Genomic DNA, 23024 nt, shown 5'->3' with positions numbered 1-23024 from the left:
CGTAACGGTTTCGCCGGCAATCGCGCCGATAGCCGCCGTAGCGCTGAGAGCATGGGTAGGTAAGTTGCTGGGATTGGCTTCATTAACCGGCACCGCAGGTAAACATTGCAGTTGAGCCAGCAAGCCATCTAACAGGGTTGGATCTTCTGTAATATCGGTGAGTGTCAGTAGCTCCATCACGTTTAGGTAATGCGGCTGATCTGGATTGAGCTTGTTACGTAATGTCTGCGGATTCATCCCAACACGGTGCGCCAACTCGCTGAGGTTATGAGCCAAAGCAAATCGGCGCATGGCCACATCAAAGCAAGGATGTTTAGAAACCTGGTAATCAAACATAGTCAACCCGCCCAAAGTAACCATAATCAGTGAGAGAACTTAATTTCATGGCTAGAAATTGCATCAATGGTTAAGGCGGCTAGATTGATCAGAACTATTTCGCGCGTCCCGTCCTTTTTTAAACGATGGCGATAAGTAGACAATCGACCATCATCCAACATGCTTTCAATAACGCGAATGGATAGCCCGGTAAGTTCTGAATACCGTTCTTTAGTCACATGTGGGGTTGTTAGAGAGATTGTAATGTTGCTTGGCATAAGGCACGATCCCACGGTTAAGGGTTATGAATATCAGTTAGTACCAACAAAGAGCATTGACTCCCAAATTGAACCTTGGGCAACTTTAAGTTCAATGCTGTAATCATGTCAACATAATTTTGTTCTGGATTGGAATTTATGGACTTTGAGAAAGGCGGTCAAGAAGTCATTAAGCGGATGTTAGAAGCCTACGGATTTAGTACTAGGCAAGCACTCTGCAACCAGCTAGGTGTTTCAAAAAGCACCATGGCTACACGCTTTATGCGAGATATATTTCCTGCTGACTGGGTTATTCAATGTGTTATGGATACAGGAGTGAATATTGAATGGCTAGCCTCTGGCACAGGCGTAATGTTCAATAATGTAATCAACGATGTTGTTAAAGTTTCAAAAATCAAACTCATCAATGGCAATCAACAGCCAGCCAATCATTTATTTTTAGACAAAGTGATGATGAACAGTGCTCTAGCTAAGCCAGCCATAATAGATGATGGTGTTAACTCATACCTTGTTGATCTAGAAACGGAAATCTTATCTGACGGCATTTGGCTAATAGATATCGATGGGAAGTCAAGCATTAGAAAGATCCAACAATTACCCGGACATAAATTACGAGTGTCAAATGAAGAATTAACTTTCGATTGCAAGGTTGATGATGTGCGTTTTATTGCAAAAGTAGATACGATTTTTCAAAAAGTTTAATTAAATCAATTGTTTTTAATGTGATTTTATTTTTAGGAACTTGAACGTGTCAGTAAGAAAGCTAACAACAGGCAAGTGGTTATGCGAATGCTATCCGAGTGGTCGCGATAAACGCAGGATCCGTAAAAGTTTTCCCACAAAGGGCGAAGCTATGGCATATGAGCAATTCATTATGAATGAATCTGCAAATAAGCCTTGGATGGGTGATAAACCAGATACCCGATGCCTAAAAGAATTAACTGATCTATGGTTTGCTTTACATGGACGCTCACTTTCCTCTGGAGATAAGATTCACAGCAAACTGAGATTGGTTGCAGAAGCATTAGGTGATCCAATAGCTGCAAATTTCACGGCAAAGGACTTCGCCCATTACCGCAACAAAAGACTGACAGGCGAAATAAAACTAGATGAGCGCTTTGTAAAAGGCTCTAGCCCTGTGACCATAAATCTAGACCATTCATATCTCAGCGCTATGTTTGAAGAATTGATACGTTTGGAAGAATGGAAATTACCTAATCCGCTTGAAAAATTGCGTAAATTTACGATTAGTGAAAAAGAAATGGCGTGGCTTGACATTGAGCAGATTAATGAGCTTTTGGCGGCTACAAGTCATCATATTGATATGAATCGTGTTATCCGGGTTTGTCTATGTACCGGTGCTCGATGGAGTGAGTCACAGTTTTTAACAAAGAATCAATTAAGCCCAAACAAAATTACCTTTACTAAAACCAAGGGCAAAAAAAATAGAACGGTACCTATTTCTGCTGATTTTTATGAAGAGCTGAAAGAGATTAAAAGTGAGCGGTTATTTGGTGACTGTTACTACCCTTTCTTAACCATTTTGAATAACTCATCAATTGTTTTACCAAAAGGACAGTTAACACATGTTCTCAGACACTCATTTGCTGCTCATTTTATGATGAACGGCGGCAACATTTTGGTACTTCAAAAGATACTCGGACATCATGATATAAACATGACTATGCGTTATGCCCATTTCGCACCTGAGCACTTAGATACAGCAGTAACGTTTAACCCTCTCACCATGGTAAATAATGGCGGCAAAGTGGCGGCAAAAAATGGTACTCACTAGTATTCACTGATATTCACTGATACCACAAGTCATTGAATAAACTACAACCTTATGATTTATAAACCTTATTATGAAAATTGGTCTCTTTTACGGCTCCAGCACCTGTTACACCGAAATTGTGGCAGAAAAAATTCGCGATATTCTCGGTGAAGATTTGATCGATCTGCACAATCTGAAAGACGCAGATCCTGCGCTGATGGAACAGTATTCTGTGCTTATTCTAGGGATTCCTACCTGGGATTTCGGCGAACTACAGGAAGATTGGGAAGCGATCTGGCCACGGTTGAGTCAGTTGAATCTGCGGGGAAAAATTGTCGCCATGTACGGTATGGGCGATCAATTCGGCTATAGCGAATGGTTCCTCGATGCTTTAGGCATGTTGCACGATCATATTGCCCCACTGGGCGTGAAATTTATCGGTTTCTGGCCGACAGAAGGGTTCGAATTTACCAGCCCGAAACCATTAAGTGCTGATGGTAAACATTTCGTCGGCCTGGCTCTCGATGATGTCAATCAATATGAATTAACCGACCAACGCGTTGAACAGTGGTGTGAGCAAATTCTGATTGAAATGGAATCCTTGCTGTAATGCCAGCTGCGGGCACAATAACTGTGCCCGCAGCTTCGAACCTTCTCGCGGTTATTTCCACAGACGGAAATGTTCACTTCCGGCGCAGCCTGGCGGTGGAATTTCATGACGTTCGTCAGCAGGTTTTTTAGCAACCCGTCTCTGCGGATCGGCCAACTGATACCAATCCAGACGCCGAGTGAGCAACATCACTACCGCCAGCACGACAAACAGCAAGCCAGATCCTAATAACAACGCGTTATCCTCTGATTGCAGCAATCCGTAAAGTACCCCATACAGTAATAATAAACTGCCTGCAAACAGTCCGCCTCGCAGCCAACTACCCAGCACCGCGCCTAAATACACCACAATCAACAGACTACAACTTAGGCTGGCCACCAGATAAGCCAAGGCAAAACCGATATGCTCCGACAGTGCTAGTAACATCAGATAGAACAGAATTAACGCTATGCCAACCAGTAAATACTGGATTGGGTGCAAACGCAGTGACGTCAGGCTTTCAAACAGGAAGAAGCTGATAAACGTCAGGCCGATAAACAGAATCGCGTATTTAATGGCTCTTTGAGTTAACTGATAATGATTGACCGGCTCAATCAAGCTGGTGCTGAAAGCGGGTAACGCATCAAAATCAAACGGCACTTCATCTGTAGCAAAAATCACGTTCAGATTATTAGCAAACCAGGTGCTGCTCCAGTGAGCCTGAAAACCATTCGCGCCAACCCGTCGTTGATTCGGCAAGAAATCCCCGAGGAAATTAGGGTGCGGCCAGTTACTTTCCAGCGTGAGTTCACTACTGCGCCCCAAAGGTACCAAGGACAAGCTGCTGGTTCCCATTAGTGTCAGAGTAAAATCAACCGTAGTTTCCCCTTGCTGTAAACGATGCAAATCCAGCATGGCGTGAATCCCCTGACTCCCCGCGCCTAAGTAAGCACCGGGCTGGAAATCCATCGCATCGCCGTTGATTTTCAGCGGAGACAGTTTCTGAATCCCTCGCGCATCGCTCAAACGCACCACTAAAATAGGTTTTCCAAACGTGATTCCGGGTCTGTTGAGGTAATCCAGGTTTTCACTATCAAATTTGGCACTGAAGTGCAGCGGCCCCTGATAGACCTGAGTCCGATAAATGCCAAGTTGACGTACATCTACGTCCGGCGATCCCGTTACGGATAAGGTTTCCGGCAGTAGATAATGGAAACGGCTAACCTTTTCCTCGCGCTTTACGCCTTCTTTTTCAACGGTGACCATTTCGCTGTAAGGCACAACGATCAACGGACCAAGAATTTTTTGCGCGCCACTAGTGCTATCAGTGACTTTGCTAATCACGCTGTAACGGTAGTTGCTTCGTTCGCTAATCACGCTCATCAGCATTTCTTTGGGAATCATCATCAGTAAGATCAATCCCAGCAACGTGGTTATTTTCCAGAACAATACGGATTTAAACATAAGTGAGGCTCCTTAACGGTCATGAAGCCAGAATAAGACGCGGAAGTGAAAGCAGAATGAGCTTGTGTGAAGTGAGTGTGAAGTTATGGGTTTTCTTGCATCAGCGGCAACATCATTTCCACGCGAACACCCTGTAGCAGGCGATTAGCCAGCCGGATGGTGCCTTGATGAATAACGGCTACTTCGCGCACAAAATTCAGCCCCAGACCGGTGCTTTTCGGGCCATCAGGACGCGGAAGAGAATAAAAACGTTCGAAAACCTTTTCCTTAGCGTATTCGGGAATACCACAGCCGCTATCTTCAATAATGATATGGTAGTTATTTGCCCGCTGTTCGCCACACAAGGTAATTTCGCCACCTTTCGGGGTAAAATCCAGTGCATTATCAATCAGATTAGTGAGTGCCTGACTCAACATTAAACCGTCTCCCGCCAGCACGGCGCGATCGCAACGTTGTAAAATCAAAGCTACACCTCGGCTACCTGCCTGAGCTTCTTTACCAGCAATAACCTGTTTAAGTAGCGAATCAATGCTAAGCGGTTCCAACTGTAGGTCTACCCGACTTTCCAGACGTGCCTGTACCAGCATTTTATCCACTAGTTGCTGAATACGAGCGCTTTGCTGTTCGATATTCAATAGGAATCGCTGTGCCGTGGCCGCCGGAGGTGCTTCCCGCAATAACTCTGCTGCGCCGCAAATCGCAGCCAGCGGGCTTTTTAGTTCATGAGTCAACGTGTGAACGTATTGCTCAATATAGGCCTTGCCATCCAACTTTAGCCGCATACTTTCTAGCGCACGTGCCAAGCCGCCCAGCTCGCTGCTGCCCATTTTGGGCAACGGCACGGCTTCGCCCTCCGCAACCCGCTCCGCGTAATTAACCAATCGACCAATTGAGCGGTTGATCCACCATACAAAACCCAGGCCAATCAATAACGCGATACCCAACAGAACCGCACCAGCCAGAAGTATTCTTCGTTCACTGCGTTTAATAACCGGAGCCATAGAGAGGTTTGGTTTCCCCACGCTCAACACGCCAATGATTTGATTATCAACCATTACCGGAGCGGAAACGTACATCACTGAGCTTTGCTCATCGTTTGGATCGCTCAAGGTACTACGTGCGCCGTATTGACCGCGCAGCGTCAGCCAGACATCATTCCATTTAGAATAATCCTGCCCGAGAGCCTGCCCGGTGGAATCAAAAATGACCTTTCCGCGGGCATCAGTAAGATAAACCCGATATTCGTTACGATCTTTGCGAATACCGGCGATATTGGCACCAATCGGCTTCTTATTCAGCGTGGCGAACGCTTCCGCCAACTGCCCATTCGCGGCATTACCTCGCTGCATATCCTGCCGGGCAAACTGCGCTAGCAAAGTAGCAGTATCCACCAGCGTCCCTTCGGTCGCACGCCTCACGCCGGGTTTCACTTCCTGCACAAAAATACTGATCACAAAGTAGCCGGCGATCGCCACTATCAAAAAATACCCGAGCAACAGACGCAGGCCAATTTTCATGGGACATAGCTCAGACTGTAGCCCAGCCCACGGTGAGTACGAATCGGCGGTTCTTCATCCCGAACAGCGCGCAACTTAGCCCGTAACGTTTTCACATGGGTATCTACGGTGCGATCCTGACTTTCTTCGGCCTGAGTCCAGACGATATCCATCAACTGTTGACGGGAAAAAATGCGGTCCGGAGCTAATAACAGGGTTTTAAGCAGTAAATATTCGTAACGGGTTAACCAGAGAATTTGTTGCTGATAGGTAATACGCGCGGCGGCTTCATCCAACGTGAAAGCGCCAAACCGATGAATTAGCGGTACGGGTGCGCTGGACTGCGACTTCTGTAAACGGCGCAAAATGGTACGAACCCGTGCGCTAACCTCGCGCGGAGAAAAAGGTTTGGCTATGTAGTCATCAGCACCGATTTCTAACCCGACTATGCGATCCAGTTCTTCACTGCGCGCAGTAAGAAAGACCACGGGTAAATCCGGAGATAAGGCCAACAGACGGCGACAAAGATCAAAACCGTTAATATCCGGTAGCCCGACGTCGATAATCGCTAACGCTGGCAGGCCGTGATGTAACGCAGCAAGCGCTGGCTCGCCGCGATCAAACCACTTGAGGGTGAACCCTTCACTCTCTAGCGTATAGATCAGCGTGTCGGCAATACTCGGCTCATCTTCCACCAGCCAGATCAATGGTTTCATTACTTACTACCTGCTGCAGAATCAAAAGTGTGTTGAAATATCAGGCACAGCTCGCGCCATTCATCTTCAGACATGCTATCAGAGGCTAGCCAGACGCGCTTTCTACGCTGACTGCCGGCGCCTTGCAGCGATAATAGTACGCCATAACGGGTAATCCACGGCTGTCGAACCAACTTCCATTCCTGACGTTTCCATATCAGCAGATTTCCAGCTTTTAACCGGATTTCTCCCTGGCGGGAGGTAATGCTTTTCTGGCTACGAATACATTCGAAAACGACCAGCGTCAACAGTATCAACCATAAAGGTGTACAGCCATCTGGCCAAGGCGCGACCAGCGTTATCAACACCAAAACGCCATGAATCAATAAGGAAAAAAGTTGGGTGCGCCATGAAACCCGCAGGTCACATCGCCACTGGGCCACGGGCTTTATTTCGCATCTGAATCAGTTGAACCATCCGTTTCAGCTCGCTGTCCTGCGGCTCCCCATGATTCATCAGCCAGTTGAATAAATCAGGATCATCGCTCGTCAGCAAGCGGACAAACACGCGCTTATCGTCATCGCTCAGCGTGTCATATTCATACTCAAAGAACGGCATAATGGAGATATCCAGCTCACGCATACCGCGACGACATGCCCAGTGGATACGAGCTTTATTATCAATTTCCATGTCCTGATTGACCCCTTGCTTAAAATGTTATTTGAATCTGGCCGGATGGCCGCTCTGCCAAAGATTCAACTCGTGAATAGAGTAGCAATTTGCGACGCCTGACGGGAAGGTTATCGCCACTAAAACGCGGACTAAGGCGTGAAATGATAAAGCAATGTGGATTTTTTGACCGCATTAATCCGCGCTCGTTGTTATTTTTGCGCATTGTACCGCAGGATGTATTGTAACAATGGTGTATGCGGATAATTACTCTTTGCAAAGGCTCCCGCCTCTTTTACCATTGGGTCATCAGTCCACGGCACCTTTTGGTAGGATGTAATATGGCATATGCAACTCCGTTCCCTCCGCGTCAACCCTCCGCCTCTTCTGCGTTACCTTTGACTCTGATTTCATTGGATGACTGGGCATTAGTTACGGTAACCGGCGCCGAACGCGTTAAATATCTTCAAGGTCAGCTCACCGCAGACGTTGATGCGCTAGCGGTAGATCAACACGTTTTGACCGCGCACTGTGACGCAAAAGGTAAAATGTGGAGCAATATGCGGCTCTTCCATCGGGGCGAAGGATTGGCCTTTATTGAGCGCCGCAATGTGCTGGAAAACCAGTTGGCCGAGCTGAAGAAATATGCCGTATTCTCGAAAGTGACCTTTGCTATTCCATCTGACAGTGTTTTGCTGGGAATCGCCGGGGCGCAGGCCAGAGAAGCGCTGGCTCAGGTTTTCCCTGAATTACCGACGGCAGAAAAACCGGTAGTCCAATCCGGTGATGCTACATTGCTGCATTTTTCTACGCCCGCAGAACGTTTCCTGTTAGTGACCGATGCAGCTCAGGCCGCCAGTTTAGTAGAGAAATTGGGTGATAATGCCCAGTTAAATGACAGCCAGCAGTGGTTGGCGTTAGAAATAGAAGCTGGATTCCCAATTATTGACGGCCCGAATAGCGCCCAGTTTATTCCACAGGCAACAAACATTCAGGCTCTGGGTGGAATCAGCTTTACCAAAGGCTGCTACACGGGCCAGGAAATGGTTGCCCGAGCAAAATATCGCGGAGCAAATAAACGCGCCTTGTATTGGCTTGTGGGGCAAGGCAGCAGCACGCCTGAAGCCGGTGACAGCTTAGAATGGCAATTGGGTGAAAACTGGCGTCGTACTGGTACAGTGTTGGCCGCGATTCAACTTGAAGATGGCTCGCTTTGGGTTCAAGCAGTTCTAAATAACGATCTGGCCGCCGATAGCGTGTTACGCGTACGGGAAGATGCGGCAGGGACATTGCGTATCCAACCATTACCGTATTCTTTAGAAGAGAATAATTGATCCTCTGCCAAAACAATTTATAGCCCGTATCGTCTTGCCAGGAAAACATAGAGACAAGGCGAGATCAGACCATGCGAGATCTGGCAGTGCAAGATAAAGAGGCCGGTAATCCGGCCTCACAATCTACAGACGGTATCTGTCTTTAGCGAAACTATCGTGATATTCAGGGAAAACTCTGGATTTTCTGGGTAACGCAACAATCTAGTGTTCTGGAATAGATTTACATCTTAAACGTACAGATAAATTGCCATAAAGTGGCACAGGCTACCGCCAAGCACGAAACCGTGCCAAATAGCGTGGCCAAAGCGAATACGCTTCGAAGCGTAAAACACTACTCCCAGCGTATACAGCAAACCGCCAATCGCCAACAGTGCAATACCGCCTATATCTAACTTAATAGCCAACTGATAGATAACGATCAGGGATAGCCATCCCATCGTCAGATAAGTAATGAGCGAAAGCACCTCAAAACGATGAGCAAATGCCAGTTTGAAGATAACGCCAAACAGCGCTAGCCCCCAAATAACCGCCATTAATCCTCTCGCCAAAGTAGAATCCAGCCCAACCAATAAGAAAGGCGTATAAGTGCCAGCGATCAATAAATAGATAGCGCAGTGGTCAAATTTCTTCAGCCAATGCTTAGCCTTTTGATGTGGGATTGCGTGATACAACGTGGATGCAAGGTACAGCAGAATAATGCTGCCACCATATAAACTGTAGCTGGTGAGCGCGGTGGTACTTGCACCGCTGTCTACGGCCTGTACCAGTAATAAAACTAAGCCGATTATGCCTAATACCACGCCAATACCGTGGCTGACGCTGTTGGCTATTTCTTCTGCCCAAGGATAAGGCTGAGCTTCTGATAATGCCGGTTTGACTGATTCATTGTTCAATACTAATGTATCCTGTTGATTCTTATGGGTGCGGGTGATGGACATTCTGTCAGGTTTTGACCTGTTCATTATTATTGGAATCCTCGCAGGTTAATTGTGCAAAAATACCGCTTTAAGGTTATCTGAGAATCATTCCAGTGTACACGTGTAAGCTCAAAATAATCTGTCATTGTTTGTAAACCTTGGCCTGCCCGCCCGAGAAAATCGATAACTGACTAAAACCCCGCTCAGGTTAGCGAAATGCTGCACAGTCTGGCCTACACTCTATCCGCGCCATTGTTGGTATACGCCCTATTTTTCTCGAGGTTTACTATGTCTTTCGTTCGACCAGTTCTGGATTTCGGCCCTTTGACTGATTCAATTCAGTTTTTGATGGAAATTGATAAGCTAAAAAGCATTCAACGCAGAACCAAGCTTATTGCCTGCGAACGTCAGGAAAACTCGGCGGAGCACAGCTGGCATTTCGCCGTCGCCGCTATGACACTAGCACCTTATGCCAGCAAAGATGTGGATATCAATCGAGTGATTCAAATGGCGCTGTTGCACGATATCGTCGAGATCGATGCCGGTGACGTGATCGTCTACGATCTGGCGGCGCGCGCAGCTATCCATGATAAGGAAGTCGCCGCAGCCAAACGCCTGTTTGGAATGCTGCCGCCGGAACAAAATGCAAAATTTAGTGCGCTATGGCAAGAATATGAAGATGAAAAAACGCCTGATGCCCGTTTTGCCACGGTTCTGGATCGCATTTTACCCATGCTGATGAATTTGCATAACGGCGGGCAAAATTGGGTAGAAAACGGCATTCGCCTAGAGCAGGTTGTCGAGCGTAATCAGCTAGTGGCTGAAGATTATCCCGAGCTGTGGAGCTATTTATTTCGTCATTTACAGGATGCACAGGCTAAGGGCTGGTTGGCCTGAGACATGACGAAAATCTCAGCGATAGGTTCAAGAGTAATGCTTCATATTGAGCATTGAGCATTGAGCATTGAGCATTGAGCATTGAGCATTGAGCATTGAGCCCAGAGTTTGAATATCTGTACCTGAATAACTCATATTTAAATCACTAGCGCTGGAATGACGATCATCCTAATAATGAAACCTGCTGCCCGTATTTTGCTCGGGCAGCCTTCTCAATCAAAGTGTTACTTTCCACCTGCCAATTCTAGTGCGCTGCCGGTAACGTAAGAAGCGCTATCCGATAGCAGCCAAACAATGGCTTCAGCGACTTCATCGGGCTGACCACCACGTTTCATGGGTAGCTGGCTCGCCACTCTTTCAACTCTGCCCGGTTCACCGCCGCTGGCATGCATTTCGGTATAGATAAAACCTGGGCGCACGCCGTTGACACGAATACCTTCCCCCGCGACTTCGAGCGATAAGCCAGTGGTCAGAGTATCAATTGCACCTTTCGATGCGGCGTAGTCCAGATATTCGCCGGGAGCCCCTAACCGAGCGGCCGCAGAAGAAACGTTAACTATCGCTCCGCCGCGACCACCGTGTCTTTTTGCCATACGTTTTACCGCTTCTCGGCAACAGAGAAAATAGCCGGTCACGTTGGTACTAAGTACCCGATTAATTCGTTCCGCACTAATCCCTTCAATTCCCGATTGTTGAAACAAAGTACCGGCGTTATTGACCAGCGCAGTAATAGTGCCAAGCTGATTATCTAATTGATTAAACAACTCAATAACTTGTTGTTCGTCGGCGATATCCGCCTGCAAGGCCACCGCCCGGCCGCCCATCGCCACAATCTGATCCACAACCTGTAAAGCGGCTCGATGGTCGTTGACGTAATTGATGCCGACCTGATAACCCTGCTGTGCCAGTAATAATGCGGTGGCTCGCCCTATCCCTCTGCTGCCGCCGGTGACTAATGCAATTTTTTCCATAGCATCATCTCTGCTTTATTTTGTTGTACGGTCTGACGTCAGAAAATTTTCGCCCAAATCAGTACCCCTACCTGCCCGATATTATTCATCGGCATTGTCGGCGTACGTAGGATCAGTCGATCTTTTTCAAACTCATAGTAACGAACCATCTGGGTGCCAACCCAATTAGGAAATAGGCCACCTTCAACAATATGAGTAATACTCTGTTTTTCCTCATTAATCTGATAACGACCAAAGTAGCAAAGCGCGCTCTCGAAAGCCGATTTCATTTCCGCATCACTGCCTTCCAGCCAGTCCAGAGAGGCGAAATCACGGCGCTCAGTGGTATAAAGCTGAGCAGCCATAGTGCCATTTTTTTTGTAATGTATCCGGCCTGATACCTGCTCGCCCATTGGGAAAGAAACACTGCCGTCTTGCAAAATAAAATGCTGTGAAAATTAAGCCCAGCTCCCAAAAATTCTGTCACTAATCATTATAATTACGCTAATATTTGTTTATATGAAAAGTAATCGTAGTCATTGATAGGGTTATATTCCAATCAGGAAATAATGCGCAGAATTAGTAATAACTTTTGATAGTCTGGGCAGATTTTAGATAGAAAAAGGGCCGCTTTCGCGACCCTATAAGCAGGTTACTCTTTAGTGATTACTCGTAATCACCGATAGGAACGCAGGAACAGAATAAATTACGGTCGCCGTACACATCATCCAGACGTTTTACCGTCGGCCAGTATTTATTTTCCATCACGCCAGCAATTGGGAACACGGCCAACTCGCGGCTATACGGATGAGTCCACTCACCCACCAGTTCAGCCTGAATGTGCGGCGCGTTCACCAGCGGGTTATCTTCTAGCGGCCATTCGCCTTTCACCACTTTGTCGATCTCGGCGCGGATAGCCAACATGGCATCAATAAAGCGATCCAGTTCGACCTTGCTTTCTGATTCCGTTGGCTCAACCATCAGCGTCCCGGCTACCGGGAAGGACATGGTCGGCGCATGGAAACCGAAGTCGATCAGACGCTTAGCGATATCCATTTCGCTAATACCGGTTTCTTCTTTCAGTGGACGAATATCCAGAATACATTCGTGAGCTACGCGGCCATCGTGGCCGGTGTACAGCACTGGATAAGCATTTTTTAAACGAGTGGCAATGTAGTTAGCGTTCAAAATCGCCACCTGGCTAGCCTGTTTCAGCCCCTGAGCGCCCATCATGCGAATGTACATCCAACTGATTGGCAGAATAGATGCACTACCGAACGGTGCAGCAGAAACTGCGCCCTGCTGCGTCGTCATACCGTCGATTTGCACAACGCTGTGACCCGGAACGAAAGGTGCCAAATGCGCTTTCACGCCGATTGGCCCCATGCCTGGGCCGCCGCCGCCGTGAGGGATACAGAAGGTTTTGTGCAAATTGAGGTGAGAAACATCTGCCCCGATATAACCAGGAGTTGTGATTCCAACCTGAGCATTCATATTCGCGCCATCCAAATACACCTGACCACCGAACTGATGAACAATCTGGCAGACTTCGCGGATGGTTTCTTCGTACACGCCGTGGGTAGACGGGTAGGTGACCATGATGCAGGAAAGCTCATCACCGGCAACTTCTGCTTTCTGACGCAGATCGTGCAGGTCAATATTGCCTTGTTTATCACAGGCCACCACCACCACCGACATACCGGCCATTTGTGCCGACGCTGGGTTGGTTCCGTGAGCTGAGCTTGGAATCAGACACACATGACGCCCGGCTTCATTGCGGCTTTCATGGTAACGGCGAATAGCCAGCAAACCGGCATATTCACCCTGAGCACCGGAGTTCGGCTGCATGCACACAGCATCATAGCCGGTCAGTTGCACCAGCCATTGTGACAGCTGGCCAATCATTTGTTGATAACCGGCGGCCTGCTCTGGCGGGCAGAATGGATGCAACTCGGCAAATTCCGGCCAAGTGATTGGAATCATCTCGGCGGCAGCGTTCAGCTTCATCGTGCAAGAACCCAGCGGAATCATCGCCTGATTCAGCGCCAGATCTTTTTTCTCCAAACGATGCATATAACGCATCATTTCGGTTTCGCTGTGATAACTATTGAATACTGGATGCGTTAAAATCGGGTCTTTACGCACTAAAGCTTCAGGAATTGAGCGGCTTTCTTTGCTCACTTCCGCATCCAGCTTATCAATATCCAGACCGTGTTCATCACCTGCCAGCAGAGCAAACAGAGTTTGAATATCTTCGCGAGAGGTGGTTTCGTTCAGAGTGATACCCACCGCGCCATGAATATCGGTACGCAGATTGATACCAAAGCTTAGGGCGCGCGCCAATACCGCCGCTTTGTCTTTCACTTCAACGGTCAGGGTATCGAACCAGGTTTTGAAACGCAGAGTCAGACCGGCTTGTTGCAAGCCAGCGGCCAGAATGTCGGTCATGCGATGAATACGACCGGCTATGCGTTGCAGCCCCTGCGGGCCATGATAAACCGCATACAGGCCGGCGATGTTTGCCAGTAATACCTGTGAGGTACAAATGTTGGAGTTAGCTTTCTCGCGGCGAATATGCTGCTCACGAGTTTGCATCGCCATACGCAGCGCAGTGTTACCTGCCGCATCTCGGGAAACACCGATAATACGACCCGGCATTGAGCGTTTGAACTCATCGCGGCAAGCGAAGAAAGCGGCGTGCGGGCCGCCGTACCCCATTGGAACGCCAAAGCGTTGAGCTGAACCGAAGGCGACCTCTGCGCCCTGCTGGCCCGGAGCGGTCAGCAGTACCAGTGCCATCAAATCGGCGGCCATACAGGTAATTATTTTACGTTTTTTCAGCGCTGTCAGCAGTGTGCCGTAGTCGTGCAGCTCGCCGGTGGTGCCCACCTGTTGCAACAGCACGCCAAAGACGCCCTCTAGCTCCAGCACTTTTTCAGCGCGATCGACGATAACGTCAAAACCGAAGGTTTCGGCACGGGTACGAACCACGTCCAGAGTTTGTGGATGAACATCGTCTGCAACGAAGAAACGGTTGGCATCTTTCACTTTGCTGGCGCGTTTACACAGCGCCATAGATTCGGCCGCTGCGGTAGCTTCATCCAGCAAAGAAGCGGAAGCCAGATCCAGACCGGTCAAATCCAGAGTTAATTGCTGGAAGTTCAACAGCGCTTCCAGGCGCCCCTGCGAAACTTCTGGCTGATAAGGGGTATAAGCGGTGTACCAGCCCGGATTTTCCAGCATATTGCGCAGAATAACCGGCGGAGTCAGCACCGGGCTGTAGCCCATCCCGATATAGGATTTATAGCGTTGGTTTTGGCTGGCAATCGCTTTAAGTTCGGCCAGAGCCTGATGTTCAGTGGCTGCGTCACCTACCGGCGGCGGGCCCGGCAATTGAATATCTGCCGGAACAATCTGCTGGATCAATGCACTTAACGAACGGACACCTACAGTAGCCAGCATTTCTTGCTGCTGCTCGGCGTTAGAACCGATGTGGCGCTGGATAAACGCGTCGTTATGTTCAAGTTGGCTGAGAGTCTGAGTCATTTGCTACAAATTCCTGAATCAAGCATGGGACGGGATACGGTCGGTCGATACAAAAAAAAGCCCCGGCTCAGCAACTGAAACGGGGCGATACTCTTATTCGTCCAGCGTGGTGCGATAGGCGTCTGCGTCCAGCAGACTATCCAGCTCTGACTCGTCAGAAGCCTTGATGCTGAACAACCAGCCGTCGGTGTAAGGTGCGCTGTTCACCAGTTCCGGGGAGCTTTCCAGATCGGTGTTAACCGCAACGATTTCGCCGCTGATCGGCGCATAGATGTCTGATGCCGCTTTAACGGATTCAGCCACGGCGCAGTCGCTACCGGCAGAAACATCGCTGCCCACTTCTGGCAGATCAACAAATACCATATCACCCAGTAATTCTTGTGCGTGTTCGGTAATACCGACGCTATAAACACCGTCTCCATCGGCACGAACCCATTCGTGAGAGGATGCATACTTCAATTCTGTTGGCACATTGCTCATGGCTACCTTCTCCTTAGAAGATATTGGTGATTTATTATTAGACGAAAATTACAGCGCGATCGCTTTACCTGCTCGCACAAAACCCGGTTTGGTGACCTTAACCGGCATAGCGCGGTTGCGGATTTGCACCACCGCCTGCTCGCCAATACCCGCAGGTACTCGAGCCAAAGCGATACTAAAGCCTAGCGTAGGAGAGAATGAGCCGCTGGTAATCACACCGGTGTGTACGTTGCCCGCATCGTCGGTGAAATGCACTGGCAGTTCGTTACGCAATACGCCTTTTTCGGTCATGATCAGGCCAACCAGTTTGTCAGTGCCTTTGGCTCGCTGCTGTTCCAGCGCTTCACGGCCAATAAACTGGCGGTCTTCCGGTAGCCAGGCCACGGTCCATCCCATATTGGCTTCCAGAGGGGAAACTCCTTCATCCATTTCCTGACCATATAAATTCATTCCGGCTTCCAGACGCAGGGTATCCCGCGCGCCCAAACCGGCAGGCTTCACGCCAGCGGCTAACAGTTTCTGCCAGAAATCAACTACCTGCTCTTTTGGCAAGGCAATTTCATAGCCCGCTTCGCCGGTGTAGCCGGTCGTGGCAATAAACAGGTCGCCGGTTTGTACGCCAAAGAATGGCTTCATGTCGGCAATAGCCTGTTTTTGCTCTGCGCTGAATAAAGTCGCTACGCGCTCCTGAGCCTGCGGCCCTTGAACGGCAACCAGCGCCAAATCGTCACGCACGGTAATATCGATGCCGTAAGGTTCTGCGTGCTGAGTGATCCAGGCCAGATCTTTGTCGCGAGTCGCGGAGTTAACCACCAGACGGAAATAATCTTCACTGAGGAAGTAAACGATCAAATCATCGATAACGCCACCAGATGCATTCAGCATCCCGGTATAGAGGGCTTTGCCCGGCTGGGTGAGTTTGGCGACATCATTCGCCAACAGATAACGCAGGAATTCACGGGTACGCGCACCGTGCAAATCAACAATGGTCATATGGGAAACATCGAACATACCGGCATCTTGCCGAACGATGTGGTGCTCATCTAACTGGGAGCCATAATGCAGCGGCATCATCCAGCCATGGAAATCTACCATGCGCGCACCGCACGCCACATGCTGGTCGTACAGTGGAGTCTGCTTTGCCATCTTTTCCCTCTTTTCACTCAAACAGTGTTCCGGACACAAGAGAAATTCAGGGCACCAATACGCGATAAAGATAACTCAGACTCATAAATAGATTTATGGCCTTACCGCTGGCACCGGCTGACTTGCTCAACAGAACGTTGCGTCAGACCAAATCATCAGACTTCGGTGAACGGTCGTGAAATTGCGGCTAAACACCGAGACGCAAACGATACCTTTCACCTGACGTTATCACTGAATCGACAAAGGAACCATAAGCTAAATTACAAGGTGAACGGTTCAGCAACCACAAAAGGCAGGGGTATTGTGCAGAGTTTTCAACTGGCAAACTGCGTACAGAGACACAAAATTAACAAATAATTAGTAAAAATACCGATGTTATATAACTAAAATGCCGGATAGCCCTCAGTTTCAACTTTTAGGTATTCGGCACTTCATGAGAAAATGTAATGCGAAAATGGTGCTGGAATTAGATTTTTTCAATCGAGCAGCTAAGGTTGCAACCACTCGGGAATATCATTCAGTCCCATTGCCTGACGAACCAGTTTAGGTTTCACCCCGGGAAGAGAGTCTGCCAACGTTAAGCCAATGTCCCGTAACAGTTTTTGTGCCGGATTATTGCCAGAAAACAGTTCGCGGAAGCCCTGCATTCCCGCCAGCATCAGTGCGGCGCTGTGCTTACGGCGACGTTCATAGCGGCGTAAGTACAGGTGCTGACCGATATCTTTCCCCTGACGCTGTAAGCGACGTAGCTCCGAAACCAGCTCCGCGGCGTCCATAAAGCCCAGGTTCACGCCCTGTCCGGCCAGCGGATGTACCGTGTGAGCGGCATCACCGACCAATGCCAGACGGTGTGCGGCAAAGCTTCGGGCATAACGCCCCATCAGTGGAAATGTTTGTCTATCACTTTCAACCTGACACATGCCTAACTGCATATCAAAGGCAACACCCAGCTCACGGTTAAACTGCTCCGGCGGTAATTCGGCAAGTCGTGCCGCTTTTTCTGGCGCTAATGACCAAACGATCGAACTGAGATTTGGCTCGCTAAACGGAAGAAATGCCAGAATACCGTCACCGTGAAACACCTGTCTCGCCTTAGCCTGATGAGGTTCTTCGGTGCGAATAGTCGCCACCAGTGCATGGTGACCATAATCCCAGAAGGTCAGCGGAATATCCGCATGTTGGCGCAGCCACGAATTCGCGCCGTCGGCACCAACCACCAATCTCGCGCTGAGCAGGCGATCGTCGGTCAGAGTAATAAAAGCCTCGCTTTCCCCCCAGGCTACCTGCTTCAAACTTGCCGGAGCCAGCAGAGTGATATCAGGCAGTTGGCTGGCGCGCTGCCATAATGCTTGCTGAATCACTCGATTTTCAATGATATGGCCCAAATGGCTAAAACCGTACTCATCGGCGCGGAAAGCAATTTTACCGAAGCTGTCCTGATCCCAGACTTCCATTCCGTCATAAGGACTGGCACGCATCACCAGAATGCTGTCCCAGACGCCAATATGCTGAAGCAGCTTTTCACTGGCGGCGTTGATAGCAGAAACCCGCAGTTCCGGTGCGCCCGTCAGCGGAACGGGGAGTTCGTCTTCCGGCTGATGATGCTCCAAAATGGCAATACTTAAGCCACTTCCCTGTAAACCACAGGCCAGCGCCAGTCCTACCATACCGCCGCCGGCGATAACTACGTCAAATGATTGCATGCTACTTTATTTCCTGTCGTGAAAACGGCAAAGAACCTGCCCACCAGCGGCGGCAGGATCTAAATGGGGTGGATTAGCGCTCAACCCACCCCAGAGTGCGTCGTGCAAAAGCATCGCGCATCGTTGGCATCTGTTCCATCGCCATTAGCCCCAAATTACGCCCTGCGGCCAGCGGAGCGTAATTATTTGCGAACAAACGAATCAACCCATCGGTCACGCCAATGGTTGCCTGTTGGTCCTTGTAACGACGATTTTGATAGCGGCTTAATGCGGAGTAAGCGCCTAAATCAGTTCCAGCCTGCGTCGCTTCCGTCAAAGTTTCTGCCAATGACATAACGTCTCGCAGACCAAGGTTAAAGCCCTGACCAGCAATCGGATGCAAGGTTTGCGCCGCGTTGCCGACCAGCGCCAGACGATGGCTAATATGGCGGGAAGCGGTCAATAAACGCAGTGGATAGCTGTGGCGTTTACCGGCTTTCAGCATTTTTCCTAACCGCCAGCCGAAGGCGGTTTGCAGCTCAGCCAGAAATTCCACGTCGTCCCAGGCGTCAACTTTGGCCCTATCTTGCTGCGGATGACACCATACCAGAGAGCTACGCCCACCAGACATTGGCAATAATGCCAGCGGGCCGTGGCGGGTAAAGCGTTCAAACGCGCGGCCTGCGGGCATTTCCGACGTCGTAATATTGGCGATGACGGCAATCTGATGATAATCCTGCTGCTGCCACTGAATATTGCAGGCGGCGGCCAGTTTGGAATGAGAACCGTCGGCAGCAACCAATAGCTCAGCCGTCAGTCGCTCGCCGTTATCCAGTATCACGCTGGCGTGTTCTACCGTTCTCTGTACATCCACAACCTTAGCGGGGCAATGAAGGGTAACGCCCGGAGCCTTAGCCAGCAGCGAAAACAGACGCTCACCGGCGTCGTGCAACTCGATAACGTTACCTAAAGCGGGAACCCGATAGTCATCGGCACGCAGATTAACAAAACCGGCGTGGCCAGTATCGCTGACCTGCACGTGGGTTATCGCAGTGGCACAATCCGCTAGCGCGGGCCAAATGCCGGTTCGCTCCAACTGCTGACAAGTGCCTTGCGACAAAGCAATCGCCCGCCCATCAAAGCCCGGATGGGCGCGATCGCCAGGTGCAGTCGCTTCCACCAAAGCGACTTCGACCTGACCTTTGGTCAATGCCGAAATCGCCAGAGCCAGCGTCGCGCCGGCCATACCACCGCCAACAATAATGATACTCATCGCTTACTTTGCCGCCGCCATTAAAGCTTCAATATCTTCTGCTCGTTTCACTACGCTTGCCGTCAGGTTTTCATTGCCGGTTTCGGTAATTACAATATCGTCTTCGATACGCACGCCGATCCCTCGGTATTTCACAGGCACATCGGCATCTGGCGCGATATACAGACCCGGCTCGATGGTTAATACCATTCCCGGCTTTAGAATACGTCCGCGGTCGCTGGTTTCATAATCGCCCACATCATGCACATCCATCCCCAGCCAATGACTGAGACCATGCATAAAGAACGGACGATGAGCCTGCTCGGCAAACAGCTGCTCTACATCGCCTTTTAGAATACCCAAATCAACCAGTCCGCTGATCATGATTCGCACCACGCTATCGTTCACTTCGCGGATGCTGATGCCCGGTTTGAACAGTTCCAGCGCGGTTTCAATAGACTCTAGTACTATGTCATATATCGCGCGCTGTGGCGGAGAGAACTTGCCGTTGACCGGGAAAGTGCGAGTAATATCACCGGCATAGCCCTGATATTCACAGCCTGCATCAATCAGTACTAAATCCCCGTCCCGCAGCTCACATTCATTTTCGGTGTAGTGGAGAATGCAGGCATTCTCGCCGCCGCCAACAATGGTGTTATAGGCAGGGAAACGCGCGCCGTGGCGGGTGAACTCATGCAGAATTTCCCCTTCCAACTGGTATTCAAATATTCCCGGGCGGCATTTTTGCATCGCACGAGTATGTGCCAAGGCGCTGATTTCGCCGGCGCGTCGCATCACTTGAATTTCTTCCGGCGATTTGAACAAACGCATTTCATGTAGCCACGGGCGCCAATCGGTCAGCGTTGCCGGAGCGCGCAGATTTTTACGGAAACCATTACGCAACTGTTCCAATGCGGCAAAGACGATTTTGTCCGCATAGGCGTATTCGCCCTGAGCGTGATAAATCACATCCAACCCATTGAATAATAGGTGCAGTTGCTCATCAATTTCATCAAATGGCAAGGCGCGATCGACGCCGAGTTTTGCCAGTGCAGCATCCTGCCCCAAGCGACGACCAAACCAGATTTCCGCCGTTAAATCCCGCACCCGATTAAACAACACGCTGTGATTGTGGGTTTCATCGCTTTTCACCAAAATCAGCACCGCTTCAGGTTCGTTAAAACCGGTTAGGTAGCTGAAATCGCTATTCTGACGATAAGGATATTCGGAGTCTGCGCTGCGGGTGGCCTCCGGCGCGGAGAAAATAATTGCTGCACTGGCTGGCGCCATCTTCGCCAACAATGCCTGGCGGCGATTTTGATATTCTTGCTGAGTCATTACCTTCTCCTGAAATCTATTGTATCGAGTTTGAGAAACGATCAATTAATCTGGGAAAACCTCTCAGCCTGTCGCAATAACACACGCCAGGCAGCCCGCAGGGCGAATGGACTGTGCCACGCGCCGCAAATCCGCTGTTAGTGCAGAGTCGGTTTCGGCAACTCGACCGCCGTCGGCTTCTGCTGAGTGAATTCTATATGGCACAGCAATGCCGCAACTCGAACATATTCAGCGACTTCTTCTAAAGACTGAGCCAGTTCTTCCTGATCTTCATCTTCGTCGTAGCCAAGCTGGGCGATATTACGCAGGTCGTCAATGGCTTCGCCCACTTCGTCTTTCACCTGAGCCAGTTTAGGCTGAAGCATACCCAATCCCAGCAAGAAGTGATTAACCCAACCAGATAACGCATCGGCGCGATCGAATACGCTGATTTCATCGCCTTCCGGCAGCATCAACTGGAACATAAAGCCTTCGTTTTCAAGCGCTTCTTGCGTAGATTCATGCAATTGTTGCAGTGGCAGACTTAGCGCCTGCGGGAAAGCCACGCCTTCGTTGGTCAGCTCATGAACTAGCGCTTGCCAGCCATTATCTTGACTGCCGCCACACAGCATCCCGCTGATCAGGCCATGCATTTCGGCAGGAGTAAGGGCGATGGCCTGCTGGTTCAGCGCCTGAGCAAGAGATTGGTAAGTTGGTAATGTATTCTGTATGGACATGCGTATTCATCATCGTTGGCAGGATAAGTTCGTGTTATGCTACCACCAAGATCAGTCGCTATACCAGAAAACCCAACGCTATAAAGGGGTTGTATCTTGGTATCGAGGTATATATAGTGGCGCCCGCTTTGACCACTAAGGGCAATTTGCTTATGGTGTTACAGGGCTAGCGCGGAAATTAGTCAGGAAGGTGGCATGTCTGCACAACCGGTAGATATTCAAATTTTTGGTCGCTCGTTAAGAGTTAATTGTCCGCCAGAACAACAAGATGCGTTGAACATGGCGGCAGAAGATCTTAACCAACGGTTGCAAGATCTTAAAGTTCGCACTAGAGTCACCAATACTGAGCAGTTAGTTTTTATCGCGGCATTGAACGTATGTCACGAACTGGCTCAGGAAAGATTGAAAACGCGTGACTATGCATCCAATATGGAGCAACGTATTAGGATGTTACAACAGACCATTGAACAAGCGTTGCTTGAACAGGGTCGCATCTCTGAACGTCAGGATGCACAATTTGAATAAATCGTTGTTGAATGATAGATTCGACAGTGAGTAAAGAATTTCTCTGAGGTGTTCGCCAGCGGGCCAGTCCCCTGAGCCGATATTTAATACCAACAGAATGTTGTGATCCGTAACCGGTGAGCATGCTCGGTCCGCCGAGAAGCCTTAAGGTAGCGACACTGCGTTCACCTTGAACCAAGGGTTCAAGGGTTACAGCCTGCGGCGGCATCTCGGAGATCCCTTTATCAATCATGATGTTGTGAGATCATGGTTATTCGATAAGTTCGATTCAATACAGGCAGCCTATGCCTTTCGATCCCCAGCACGGTCCTTTACGGCAACAAATCAGAAACGACATCCGCCAACGGCGACGCTTGTTAACTCCGGAACAACAATACAATTCTGCCCGGCTCGCCAGCCAACAAATCCAGCGTCATCCCCGAATTCAGCAAGCTCGCAGCATTGCGCTATTTCTCTCTTTCGACGGTGAACTCAACACCCAACCTATTATTCAGTTGCTCTGGCAGCAGAAAAAACAGGTGTATCTTCCGGTTTTACACCCGTTCAGCCGCGGCAATTTATTGTTTTTACGCTACGCGCCGGAAACGCCGTTAGTACTGAATCGGCTAAAAATTCGTGAGCCACAGTTGGATGTTAGAGAGGTTTTGCCACTTTCTGAGTTGGATATCATCATTACGCCACTGGTGGCGTTTGATCGTCACGGACAACGTTTAGGAATGGGCGGCGGATTTTACGATAGAACTTTACAATACTGGCAACACAATGGCCCCTACCCTATCGGGCTAGCTCATGACTGCCAGTTAGTGGACGATTTACCCGTGGAACACTGGGATATTCCGCTGCCGGAAATTATTACGCCATCTCAGGTATGGCGCTGGTAGTGACTGAATTATTTAAAATTTATCGGCATCTGCTGATACCGATAAATTGAATAAACCGCCATTTCATCCAATAGACTTCG

General features: G+C 49.3%; 24 protein-coding genes and 1 other RNA gene. 8 read left to right on the top strand and 17 right to left on the bottom strand.

The annotated features are described in order from the left end of the window. Together DBA33_RS13025 and DBA33_RS13020 are read right to left on the bottom strand one after the other, a co-directional pair. A partial coding sequence (locus DBA33_RS13025; RefSeq protein ID WP_120806608.1) for a phage regulatory CII family protein occupies positions 1-336 on the bottom strand: 336 nt, incomplete at its 3' end. Between the two features lie 26 nt (positions 337-362). Continuing rightward, positions 363-593 carry a hypothetical protein gene (locus DBA33_RS13020; protein WP_072099624.1) on the bottom strand — a complete coding sequence of 77 codons (231 nt, stop codon included), beginning with the start codon at positions 591-593 and terminating at the stop codon, positions 363-365. A gap of 138 nt (positions 594-731) precedes the next feature. Here DBA33_RS13020 and DBA33_RS13015 point away from each other — a divergent pair, with 138 nt between their 5' ends. From DBA33_RS13015 to fldB, 3 genes are all read left to right on the top strand, one after another. Further along, positions 732-1295 carry a phage repressor protein CI gene (locus tag DBA33_RS13015; RefSeq protein WP_050877334.1) on the top strand — a complete coding sequence of 188 codons (564 nt, stop codon included), beginning with the start codon at positions 732-734 and terminating at the stop codon, positions 1293-1295. A gap of 46 nt (positions 1296-1341) precedes the next feature. Continuing rightward, complete coding sequence (locus DBA33_RS13010; protein ID WP_050877333.1) at positions 1342-2388, top strand: tyrosine-type recombinase/integrase; 1047 nt, start codon at positions 1342-1344, stop codon at positions 2386-2388. A 70-nt stretch (positions 2389-2458) separates the two neighbouring features. Continuing rightward, on the top strand, positions 2459-2977 hold the full coding sequence (gene fldB, locus DBA33_RS13005) for a flavodoxin FldB (RefSeq protein ID WP_120806603.1): 519 nt from the start codon (positions 2459-2461) through the stop codon (positions 2975-2977). 51 nt (positions 2978-3028) lie between these two features. Here the strand turns inward: fldB and creD are convergent, their stop codons facing one another. From creD to sdhE, 5 genes are all read right to left on the bottom strand, one after another. After that, positions 3029-4420: a cell envelope integrity protein CreD gene (gene creD / locus DBA33_RS13000; RefSeq protein WP_064514898.1), complete on the bottom strand. Its 1392-nt coding sequence runs from the start codon at positions 4418-4420 to the stop codon at positions 3029-3031. Between the two features lie 83 nt (positions 4421-4503). Then, positions 4504-5937, bottom strand: a complete 1434-nt coding sequence (creC, locus tag DBA33_RS12995; RefSeq protein ID WP_120806602.1) for a two-component system sensor histidine kinase CreC — start codon at positions 5935-5937, stop codon at positions 4504-4506. Beyond that, positions 5934-6632 carry a two-component system response regulator CreB gene (gene creB / locus DBA33_RS12990; protein WP_064514901.1) on the bottom strand — a complete coding sequence of 233 codons (699 nt, stop codon included), beginning with the start codon at positions 6630-6632 and terminating at the stop codon, positions 5934-5936. The genes creC and creB overlap by 4 nt, the downstream gene beginning before the upstream one ends. Beyond that, positions 6632-7054 carry a protein YgfX gene (locus DBA33_RS12985; protein WP_064514903.1) on the bottom strand — a complete coding sequence of 141 codons (423 nt, stop codon included), beginning with the start codon at positions 7052-7054 and terminating at the stop codon, positions 6632-6634. Before DBA33_RS12985 ends, creB begins: the two co-directional genes overlap by 1 nt. Continuing rightward, positions 7035-7301 (bottom strand): FAD assembly factor SdhE, encoded by a 267-nt coding sequence (gene sdhE / locus DBA33_RS12980; protein WP_049599738.1) that lies wholly within the window; start codon positions 7299-7301, stop codon positions 7035-7037. Before sdhE ends, DBA33_RS12985 begins: the two co-directional genes overlap by 20 nt. Before the next feature lie 320 nt (positions 7302-7621). Here sdhE and ygfZ point away from each other — a divergent pair, with 320 nt between their 5' ends. After that, a complete protein-coding gene (ygfZ, locus tag DBA33_RS12975; protein ID WP_120806601.1) occupies positions 7622-8614 on the top strand; it encodes a tRNA-modifying protein YgfZ in 993 nt (330 codons plus the stop codon). Positions 8615-8841: 227 nt separating this feature from the next. On the opposite strand, the gene DBA33_RS12970 is transcribed toward ygfZ, so the two are convergent. After that, complete coding sequence (locus DBA33_RS12970; protein WP_064518349.1) at positions 8842-9507, bottom strand: hemolysin III family protein; 666 nt, start codon at positions 9505-9507, stop codon at positions 8842-8844. Positions 9508-9819: 312 nt separating this feature from the next. Here DBA33_RS12970 and DBA33_RS12965 point away from each other — a divergent pair, with 312 nt between their 5' ends. After that, on the top strand, positions 9820-10428 hold the full coding sequence (locus tag DBA33_RS12965; protein WP_064514907.1) for an HD domain-containing protein: 609 nt from the start codon (positions 9820-9822) through the stop codon (positions 10426-10428). 224 nt (positions 10429-10652) lie between these two features. On the opposite strand, the gene DBA33_RS12960 is transcribed toward DBA33_RS12965, so the two are convergent. The 9 genes from DBA33_RS12960 to DBA33_RS12920 form a co-directional block, all read right to left on the bottom strand. After that, entirely contained in the window at positions 10653-11399 is a 747-nt protein-coding gene (locus DBA33_RS12960) for an SDR family oxidoreductase (RefSeq protein ID WP_120806600.1), read from the bottom strand. A gap of 38 nt (positions 11400-11437) precedes the next feature. Next, the gene (locus DBA33_RS12955) at positions 11438-11821 is read right to left on the bottom strand and encodes a lipocalin-like domain-containing protein (RefSeq protein ID WP_346341324.1); all 384 of its coding nucleotides are present in this window, start codon (positions 11819-11821) and stop codon (positions 11438-11440) included. A gap of 223 nt (positions 11822-12044) precedes the next feature. Then, complete coding sequence (gene gcvP, locus DBA33_RS12950; protein ID WP_120806599.1) at positions 12045-14924, bottom strand: aminomethyl-transferring glycine dehydrogenase; 2880 nt, start codon at positions 14922-14924, stop codon at positions 12045-12047. Positions 14925-15017: 93 nt separating this feature from the next. Then, entirely contained in the window at positions 15018-15404 is a 387-nt protein-coding gene (gene gcvH, locus DBA33_RS12945; RefSeq protein ID WP_064514913.1) for a glycine cleavage system protein GcvH, read from the bottom strand. Positions 15405-15452: 48 nt separating this feature from the next. After that, the gene (gene gcvT / locus DBA33_RS12940; protein ID WP_120806598.1) at positions 15453-16550 is read right to left on the bottom strand and encodes a glycine cleavage system aminomethyltransferase GcvT; all 1098 of its coding nucleotides are present in this window, start codon (positions 16548-16550) and stop codon (positions 15453-15455) included. Between the two features lie 488 nt (positions 16551-17038). After that, complete coding sequence (gene ubiI / locus DBA33_RS12935; RefSeq protein WP_120806597.1) at positions 17039-18253, bottom strand: FAD-dependent 2-octaprenylphenol hydroxylase; 1215 nt, start codon at positions 18251-18253, stop codon at positions 17039-17041. Between the two features lie 73 nt (positions 18254-18326). Next, positions 18327-19505 carry a 2-octaprenyl-6-methoxyphenyl hydroxylase gene (gene ubiH / locus DBA33_RS12930; RefSeq protein ID WP_120806596.1) on the bottom strand — a complete coding sequence of 393 codons (1179 nt, stop codon included), beginning with the start codon at positions 19503-19505 and terminating at the stop codon, positions 18327-18329. A 3-nt stretch (positions 19506-19508) separates the two neighbouring features. Continuing rightward, on the bottom strand, positions 19509-20822 hold the full coding sequence (gene pepP, locus DBA33_RS12925; protein ID WP_064514921.1) for a Xaa-Pro aminopeptidase: 1314 nt from the start codon (positions 20820-20822) through the stop codon (positions 19509-19511). A gap of 137 nt (positions 20823-20959) precedes the next feature. Beyond that, positions 20960-21538: a YecA family protein gene (locus tag DBA33_RS12920; protein WP_064514923.1), complete on the bottom strand. Its 579-nt coding sequence runs from the start codon at positions 21536-21538 to the stop codon at positions 20960-20962. A 195-nt stretch (positions 21539-21733) separates the two neighbouring features. Here DBA33_RS12920 and zapA point away from each other — a divergent pair, with 195 nt between their 5' ends. The 3 genes from zapA to DBA33_RS12905 all read left to right on the top strand — a co-directional run bounded on the left by zapA (position 21734) and on the right by DBA33_RS12905 (position 22944). Beyond that, positions 21734-22063: a cell division protein ZapA gene (zapA, locus tag DBA33_RS12915; RefSeq protein ID WP_004706812.1), complete on the top strand. Its 330-nt coding sequence runs from the start codon at positions 21734-21736 to the stop codon at positions 22061-22063. 37 nt (positions 22064-22100) lie between these two features. Then, positions 22101-22283, top strand: a non-coding RNA gene (gene ssrS, locus DBA33_RS12910) — 6S RNA. Positions 22284-22347: 64 nt separating this feature from the next. Beyond that, a complete protein-coding gene (locus tag DBA33_RS12905) occupies positions 22348-22944 on the top strand; it encodes a 5-formyltetrahydrofolate cyclo-ligase (protein ID WP_120806595.1) in 597 nt (198 codons plus the stop codon). Positions 22945-23024 lie beyond the last annotated feature (80 nt).

Source organism: Yersinia sp. IP36721 (assembly GCF_003634395.1).
Taxonomy (GTDB): Bacteria; Pseudomonadota; Gammaproteobacteria; order Enterobacterales; family Enterobacteriaceae; genus Yersinia; species Yersinia entomophaga.
The sequence above is the reverse complement of the archived record's forward strand: the minus strand, read 5'-3'. Positions and strand labels throughout refer to the sequence as shown.